The organism is Microbispora amethystogenes (assembly GCF_016863015.1).
Taxonomy (GTDB): domain Bacteria; phylum Actinomycetota; class Actinomycetes; order Streptosporangiales; family Streptosporangiaceae; genus Microbispora; species Microbispora amethystogenes.
In genome coordinates this window covers 1-523 of the sequence record NZ_BOOB01000166.1, presented here as the reverse complement: position 1 = coordinate 523, position 523 = coordinate 1, and the positions used below count along the sequence as shown (strand labels likewise).

1 protein-coding gene is annotated in these 523 nt (G+C 72.7%); it reads right to left on the bottom strand.

Annotated features, from left to right (window positions below; translation table 11 throughout):
- Positions 1-421: polyketide synthase dehydratase domain-containing protein (locus Mam01_RS36190; protein ID WP_373868751.1), on the bottom strand; the 421-nt coding region annotated here is incomplete at its 3' end.
- Positions 422-523 lie beyond the last annotated feature (102 nt).

Here is a 523-nt window from a genome sequence, read left to right as displayed (position 1 = left end):
CCGCCTGCGCCGACATCGCCCGGCACACATACGACTCCACCGACGCCACCGGCGCACCGGACGCGTCGGCGATCTCCAACGCCACCGCATCCCCCGCGACATCCGCCACCGGGGTGATCCGCACCCGCACCAGCGACGCCCCCGCCGCGAACACACTCACCCCACCGAACGCGAACGGCAACCGCACCGCCCCCGCATCAGCCCCCTCAGGACCGCCCGCCGGATCGGCGCTCACGTCCGTCGCCTGCAACACCGCGTCCAGCAACGCCGGATGCACCGCGAAACCACCCGCCTGCACCCCCTCAGGCAACGCGACCTCCGCGAACACCTCCCCCGAACCCCGCCACACCCTCCGCAACCCCCGGAACGCCGGCCCGTACCCATACCCCCGACCAGCCAACTCCGGATACCACGACGACACATCCACCACCTCGGCCCCCTGAGGCGGCCACTCCGCCAAATCGAACCCCGCCACCCCCACAACCGGACCCACCACACCCGACGCGTGCCGCACCCACACCCC